Origin of the sequence: Pigmentiphaga sp., from assembly GCF_019689535.1 — a bacterium.
Classification (GTDB): Bacteria; Pseudomonadota; Gammaproteobacteria; order Burkholderiales; family Burkholderiaceae_B; genus Pigmentiphaga.
This window is the reverse complement of record NZ_JADGHH010000190.1, coordinates 1-6,405: the sequence shown is the minus strand read 5'-3', so window position 1 is coordinate 6,405 and position 6,405 is coordinate 1. Positions and strand designations below refer to the sequence as shown.

Annotated in this window: 7 protein-coding genes; 6 read left to right on the top strand and 1 reads right to left on the bottom strand. The window is 63.4% G+C overall.

All coding sequences use genetic code 11. The features are described from left to right. On the bottom strand, window positions 1–265 hold a 265-nt coding region (locus IRZ12_RS14455; RefSeq protein WP_296469709.1), incomplete at its 3' end, for a LysR family transcriptional regulator. Between the two features lie 139 nt (window positions 266–404). Here IRZ12_RS14455 and IRZ12_RS14450 point away from each other — a divergent pair. The 6 genes from IRZ12_RS14450 to IRZ12_RS14425 all read left to right on the top strand — a co-directional run. After that, on the top strand, window positions 405–1,364 hold the full coding sequence (locus IRZ12_RS14450; RefSeq protein WP_296469707.1) for a tripartite tricarboxylate transporter substrate binding protein: 960 nt from the start codon (window positions 405–407) through the stop codon (window positions 1,362–1,364). Between the two features lie 13 nt (window positions 1,365–1,377). Beyond that, window positions 1,378–2,301 (top strand): SDR family oxidoreductase, encoded by a 924-nt coding sequence (locus tag IRZ12_RS14445; protein ID WP_296469704.1) that lies wholly within the window; start codon window positions 1,378–1,380, stop codon window positions 2,299–2,301. Window positions 2,302–2,307: 6 nt separating this feature from the next. Continuing rightward, window positions 2,308–3,504 carry a Rieske 2Fe-2S domain-containing protein gene (locus tag IRZ12_RS14440; RefSeq protein WP_296469702.1) on the top strand — a complete coding sequence of 399 codons (1,197 nt, stop codon included), beginning with the start codon at window positions 2,308–2,310 and terminating at the stop codon, window positions 3,502–3,504. A gap of 12 nt (window positions 3,505–3,516) precedes the next feature. Beyond that, entirely contained in the window at window positions 3,517–4,683 is a 1,167-nt protein-coding gene (locus tag IRZ12_RS14435; RefSeq protein ID WP_296469700.1) for an acyl-CoA dehydrogenase family protein, read from the top strand. After that, window positions 4,680–5,855, top strand: coding sequence for a CaiB/BaiF CoA-transferase family protein (locus IRZ12_RS14430; RefSeq protein WP_296469698.1), 1,176 nt, complete (start codon window positions 4,680–4,682; stop codon window positions 5,853–5,855). Before IRZ12_RS14435 ends, IRZ12_RS14430 begins: the two co-directional genes overlap by 4 nt. Before the next feature lies 1 nt (window position 5,856). After that, window positions 5,857–6,405 (top strand): cupin domain-containing protein (locus tag IRZ12_RS14425; protein ID WP_296469696.1); only part of this gene is annotated, 549 nt, incomplete at its 3' end.

Genomic DNA, 6,405 nt, shown 5'->3' with positions numbered 1-6,405 from the left:
CCTCAGCCCCCCCGTCATCCAACGCACGCAGCGAAGCATCCACGCTATGCAAGATGCCGCGTGCGTGTTCCAGGAACCGCCGGCCCGGCTCCGTCAACACGACACCTCGTCCATGCCGGTGAAAGAGCGTGGTGCGCAGCTCGACCTCAAGCGCACGAACCTGGCGGCTGAGCGTGGGCTGCGCGACGCCCAACAAATCCGAGGCATGGATGTAGCTGCCGCTATCAGCCACGGCAACGAATCGACGAATCTGTTCGATATCCATATTTTGCAATTCATTATCGAGCTATACGGATCAAGCATAGCAGCGTTGGCGATTCTAGCGTTGCTCGCGCATCGGCACTGTCTCGATAATCGCCGCCCATAACTACATCCCACTGGACTAACAGCCAAAGGAGACCCGCATGCTTTTTCCCCGGTCGGCGCTGATTCTCTGTGCCCTTGCCTGTGCAACCCCTCCCACGTTCGCCCGTACCTCTGATCCCATTACGGTGGTCGTGCCCTTTGCGCCGGGCGCGAGCGCGGACGTCACCATGCGTGCCATTGCGCAAAAGCTCACCGAACAAAGCGGACAAACAGTCATCGTCGAGAACCGCTCCGGGGGCGGCGGCATCATCGGCGCCGAAGCGGTGAAAAGCTCGGCGGGACGAGGGACGATGCTGTACCAATCGAACATTGGATCGCACGGCATCAATCCCTCGCTCTATGGCGACCGGCTGACTTATGACGCAATCAAGGACTTCAAGTCAGTCAGCCTGCTCTGGCGATTTCCCTCGGTACTGGCCGTCTCTTCCCAAAGCCAAGCCCGGGACGTCGCCTCCCTGATCAAGCTTGCGAGCGAGAAAAACCTGACCTACGGATCGGCGGGTACCGGGTCTAGCGGCCATTTGCTGGGTGCCATGCTCTCGGAAGCAACCGGCAAGCCCATGACTCACATTCCCTACCGCGGCGCAGCGCCTGCAATCGTGGACCTCGCGGCCAACCGCATCGATTTCTTTTTTGTCTCGTACTCATCCATACGCAAGCTCGTCGAGGACGGGCGCCTGCGCGTGCTCGCCGTGGCGAGCGATAAGCGCATGAAATTGCTGCCCGATATCCCTACCCTGGCAGAACGCAACGTCAATGGCGTCGTCGTGGACAGCTGGTTCGGCGTTTCTGCACCGGCGGGTACGGACGACGCAACCATCGACCGACTGCACAAGCTCTTCGCGGCCGCCGCGCGTGACCCCGAGATCGTCCGAAAACTCGAATCGGACGGGGTCGAGGCAGTCGGCAGCACCCCGTTGGAATACGACGCCGTGATCAAGACGGACATCGAGCGCCTGGGCAGTGTGGTCCGGCGGATTGGCGTTACCCCGGAATAAGAGGAACATCGACATGCGACTGCAGAACAAGGTTGCCGTGGTCTTCGGAGCCGGTCCGAACATAGGCGGCACGATCGCCCACTTTCTCGCGCGCGAAGGGGCATCGGTACTCGTGACCGACATCGTGGCTGAAGCGGCGCGGGAAACCGCCGAATTCATCCAGGGCAAGAACCTGCGGGCGGCCTGGGCGGCCTGCAATGCACGCGAAGAAGCGGACGTCGAAGCTGCCATCCGCACCGCGGTAGAAACCTTCGGTCGCGTGGATGTCATCGTCAACATGGCCGGCCGTGTTCATTGGGCCCATACGCTCGACATGCGCCTGGACGACTGGCAAGACGCCGTGGGCAGTTTCGCCACGGCCGGCCTCCTCACCACGCAATATGCGGCACGGCAAATGATTCGCCAGGGCCAGGGTGGCAGCATCATCCACCTGCTCTCTACCGCCGCACACTTCGGCGAAGCGGACGGTGCAGCCTACTGCGCTGCCAAGGCAGCCCTGCTGAACTTCGCCCGATCTGCCGCAATGGATCTGGCCCATCACCAAATCCGCGTCAATACGGTGACCCCGTGTTCGATGGAACACCAGCTCTGGACGTTGATGAAGGACGAAGTGTTCGACCCCAACTGGAAGGTTCCGGATCGCACCGGGTTCTATTCGCGCCAGGAGTACCTCGACCAGCTGCCGCTGCGTCGCTTCCCCCGAGCGTCGGATCTTGCATGGGCGACCGTGTTTCTTGCATCGGACGAATCCTCGTGCATCACGGGAATCGATATACCCGTGGACGCCGGACTGCGCCACAAGTACCCGACCTGGACACCTGGCCGCCACCATCCGCTGTCCATTCAAGACTACGTACGCAAGACCTTCATTACCCGATACGGGGAACCGAACGAACCCCTGACCGAACGCTTCGGGCAACCGCGCAATACGGAGTAACCCCCCATGACCACAGTAACGCCTATGGCGCTCGACGAACGCGCCGAACGATTCCTCGCCCTGACCAAGACCGGCCCTGACACCGACATGGGCAAACTGCTGCGCCGCTTCTGGCACCCGGTGGCACTTGCCAGCGACGTCGGCCCGGGCGAAGCCAAGACCATTACCATCCTCTCCGAAGAACTCACGCTCTATCGCAGCCAATCCGGCACCCCGCACCTGATCGGCGGACGATGCGCTCACCGCCGCACACTGCTGAGCACGGGCTGGGTCGACGGCGACACGGTGCGATGCATCTACCATGGTTGGCGTTTTGACTCGAGCGGAGCGTGCGTGGAGCGGCCCGCGGAAGTCGATACCGGCATGCCGCGCACCCGCATCGCGGGCTACCCCGTTTACGAGTACGGCGGCCTGATCTTCGCCTACATGGGAGAAGCCCCCGTACCCGAGTTCGATTTACCCAGGAAGGCGCTGACCGAGCTGGAAGGCGCCGTCCTGCGCAACGGCGTCGAGCGTTGGGACAACAACTGGTTCCAGCAGATCGAGAACTCGATGGATGCCACGCACGTCAGCTTCGTGCACCACGCGCTGAAGGTAGGGCCATTCGGTGCCGCCGTCACGAACGCAGTACCCAAGCTGGAATACCAGGAAACCCCCGCCGGCATCCGGCAGATCGGACGTCGCGCCGACAACAACGTACGGGTGAGCGACTGGACGTTCCCCAACAACAATCACATCACCGTTCCCGGCCTCAAGCCCGAGGACCCGTGGATAGACGTATTCGTCTGGATGGTGCCGAACGACGACCTAAACACCACCCGCTTCATGATCTATAGCCTGCCCCCAGGTGGCAGCGAGGAATCGCGGCAGCGGTTCGAGCAATATTTCGACACCTATGGCAAGTACGATCCCGCCGCCCATCACGACGAACTGTTTGCGATGCGCGAGTGGAACAACCCGGACGACATGTTCGTGGGACTGACCGCTGCCCAGGATTACCTCGCCATTCGCGGGCAAGGCCGCATCGTTGACCGGACCAAGGAAGTGCTGGGCCGCTCCGACCTGGGCATCGTCACGCTGCGCAAACTCTTCTGGCGCGAGCTGGACAAGCTCCGCAACGGTGAACCGACCAAGGAATGGCGCCGCCTAACAGAAGCAGAACGCCTGCCCACGCAGCCGGGCCTGGCCCAATCCGCCGCGTAACGAGCAGCTCGTATGGATATCCTACCCGCGCCCTACCATCGCGAGCCCGAACTGAATGCACTTCGCGACTCGGTCCGCAGATTCGTCGAACGCGAGCTGATCCCCCTCGAGGCCGAACTCAAGCACCACCCGCGCCTGGACAAGGTCCAAAAGGCGGCGGTGCGCGAGCGAGCACGCAAGGCCGGACTCTGGATGTTGGACATTCCAGAGTCGCTGGGCAGCCAGGGCCTTTCACTGGAAGCCATGTCGGTCTTCTGGGAAGAGGTGGCCCGCGCGGCCGTACTGACCGCGCGCGACCTCGACGTCTTCGGCCCGGTCGCAGGGCCTATCCTGTGCAACCTGCAGGGCGAGCTGCGCCAACGCTACCTCGACCCCGTCCTCGCGGGGGAGAAGCAGGCATGTTTCGCTCAAACGGAACCGGACGCCGGGTCCGACCCCGCCTCCATGCGGACCCGCGCCCGCAAGGAAGGTGACGTCTACATCCTGAGCGGCACCAAGCGCTTCATCAGCCATGCCGACCATGCAGACTTTGCCCAGGTGTTCGCGGTGACCGATCCGGAAAAGCGGGCGCGGGGAGGGATTTCCTGTTTCCTCGTAGACCTCGACAGCCCTGGGATCACGCGGAGCACCGACCACATGATCATGGGCGATGCCCTGGGCGAGATTCATTTCGACGACGTACGGGTGCCGGCGCGGAATTTGGTAGGTGCTGAGGGCGAAGGGTTCGCCTTCGCGCAGCACGCGATCAACCATGGCCGGATACGCCATGCGGCCCAGGCCTGCGGCGCGATGGAACGTTGCCTAGAGCTCACCATGGAATACGTGCGCCAGCGACGCACCTTCGGCGCGCCCATCGGAGAGCGCCAGGGGGTGCAATGGATGCTTGCCGACGGCTATCAAAATCTGCATGCGGCCCGCCTGCTGACCATGGATGCAGCGGCCAAGGCCGATGCCGGCCTCCCCGTGCAATACGAAACGCTGATGGCCAAGCTCTTTGCCGTGGAACACGCCTTCAAGGTGGTCGACGACTGCCTGCAATTGCACGGCGCTACCGGGCTTTCCATTGAGTCGCCCATTCATCGGTTTTGGCTCGAGATACGAAGCTTCCGCATTACCGAAGGGGCAACCGAGGTCCTCAAGACCACGCTGGCCCGCCGAATCCAAGCGTCCCTTCCATGAATCCGAGTACATCCGCTTCTCGCAGCCCGCTGCTCGCAGGAGTCACCGTCCTGGAGCTCGGCACCATGGTGACGGCGCCGCTCGCCGGGCGCATGCTCGCCGACCTGGGCGCGCGCGTCATCAAGGTCGAAAACCCCGCGCAAGGTGACCCTTTCCGCCGCCATGCGACCGGCCACGACAGCCCCCAGTTCTGCGCATACAACCACGGAAAGGAGAGCGTGGCGCTGAACCTGCGCGAAACCGCCGGTCGCGCGGCACTGCTGCGCATGCTGGAATCGGCCGACGTGCTCATCGACAACTTCCGCCCGGGCGTACTGGCACGGCTCGGCCTGGACGACGCCACGCTCTGCGCCGTCAATCCGCGCCTGGTCCGTTGCTCCATCACTGGCTTCGGCCGCGACGGCCCTTATGCGCAGCGCCCCGCCTACGATTCCGTCGCATTGGCCCTGTCGGGCGTGGCTGCCTTGACCGTGGATCCGGCGAATCCATTCTTCAGCGGCCCCACGATCGCCGACAACGTGACCGGCATGTATGCCTGCTATGGCGTTCTGGGCGCGCTCTACCGACGCAGCCAGACGGGGGAAGGCGCCCGCATCGAGATCAACATGCTCGACGCCTCCGTCGCCTTTATTCCGGATTGCATCGCCATTGCCGGGCATCTTCCGGGGCGGATCACGCCCCATACGCGCGTCGCCATCTCGCAAGCATACGCCGTGCGCTGTGCCGACGAGCAGCTCCTTGCCCTACATCTTTCCTCCAGCCAGGATAACTGGCTCAAGCTGCTGGAGGTGCTCGATCGTCAGGAATGGCAGCAAGATCCGCGCTTCGCCAGCCCGGCGAGCCGGGCGTCTCATTTCTATGTGCTCAACGAAATGCTGGGAGAAGCGTTCCGCGCCCGGCCGCTATCTCATTGGCTGAGCGTACTGGAAGCGGCAGACCTCCCTCACGCGCCGATCCGCAACGTCGCAGAGATTGCCGACAACCCTCAACTGCAGCACCTGGGAACGCTCGAAGACATCACGAGCGCCAGCGGTACCTCATATACCGCAGTGCGGACTCCCGTCCTGGTCGACGGAGTACGTCCGCCGATCGGCTCCGCGCCACCCACGCTCGGACAACATACCGAAGCGGTGCTCGCGGAATTCAGTGCGCAGGCACCTGGAGGTGAATGAGATGACGGCTCCCAACGATGCACCCTCCCTGAAAGATTCGATACCGCCGCGCTGGCGCGATGCGAACGTGCTTCCCCTATGGTTGAGCCGCACTGCCCATAAGCCACCGCCGCCGCCCCCTTTGCCCAGCCATTGGGCCTGGGAACGCCTGCGCGGGCTCATCGTAGACGTGCAGCACGAAGTCGACACGGACATGGTGGAACGGCGCGTCCTGCAATTGCTCGCTGCCGACCTGCCGGACTGGAGCCGGGAGGCAACGTGCGGCCAAGTGCTGGGAGCCATCCAGTGCCTGATGCCCGGCGAGCGAGCCCGGCCACACCGGCACACCATGCAGGCGCTGCGCTTCATGCTCGAGGGTTCGGGGGCCGTGACCATCGTCAACGGCAAAGAATGTCCCATGGAATTCGGCGACCTCATCCTCACGCCGTCCATGGCCTGGCACGAGCACTATCACGGCGGCACCGAGCCCGCCTTGTGGCTGGACGTACTCGACGTCCCGCTGCATATCGCGTTGCAGACCATCAAGTTCGAGGCAGGCCCACCCTACGGC

What these genes read in the sequence shown, in the direction of transcription:
- IRZ12_RS14445 (WP_296469704.1), top strand. Translation starts at nt 1,378, where the DNA reads ATGCGACTGCAGAACAAGGTTGCCGTGGTCTTCGGAGCCGGTCCGAAC.
- IRZ12_RS14430 (WP_296469698.1), top strand. Translation starts at nt 4,680, where the DNA reads ATGAATCCGAGTACATCCGCTTCTCGCAGCCCGCTGCTCGCAGGAGTC.
- IRZ12_RS14435 (WP_296469700.1), top strand. Translation starts at nt 3,517, where the DNA reads ATGGATATCCTACCCGCGCCCTACCATCGCGAGCCCGAACTGAATGCA.
- IRZ12_RS14440 (WP_296469702.1), top strand. Translation starts at nt 2,308, where the DNA reads ATGACCACAGTAACGCCTATGGCGCTCGACGAACGCGCCGAACGATTC.
- IRZ12_RS14450 (WP_296469707.1), top strand. Translation starts at nt 405, where the DNA reads ATGCTTTTTCCCCGGTCGGCGCTGATTCTCTGTGCCCTTGCCTGTGCA.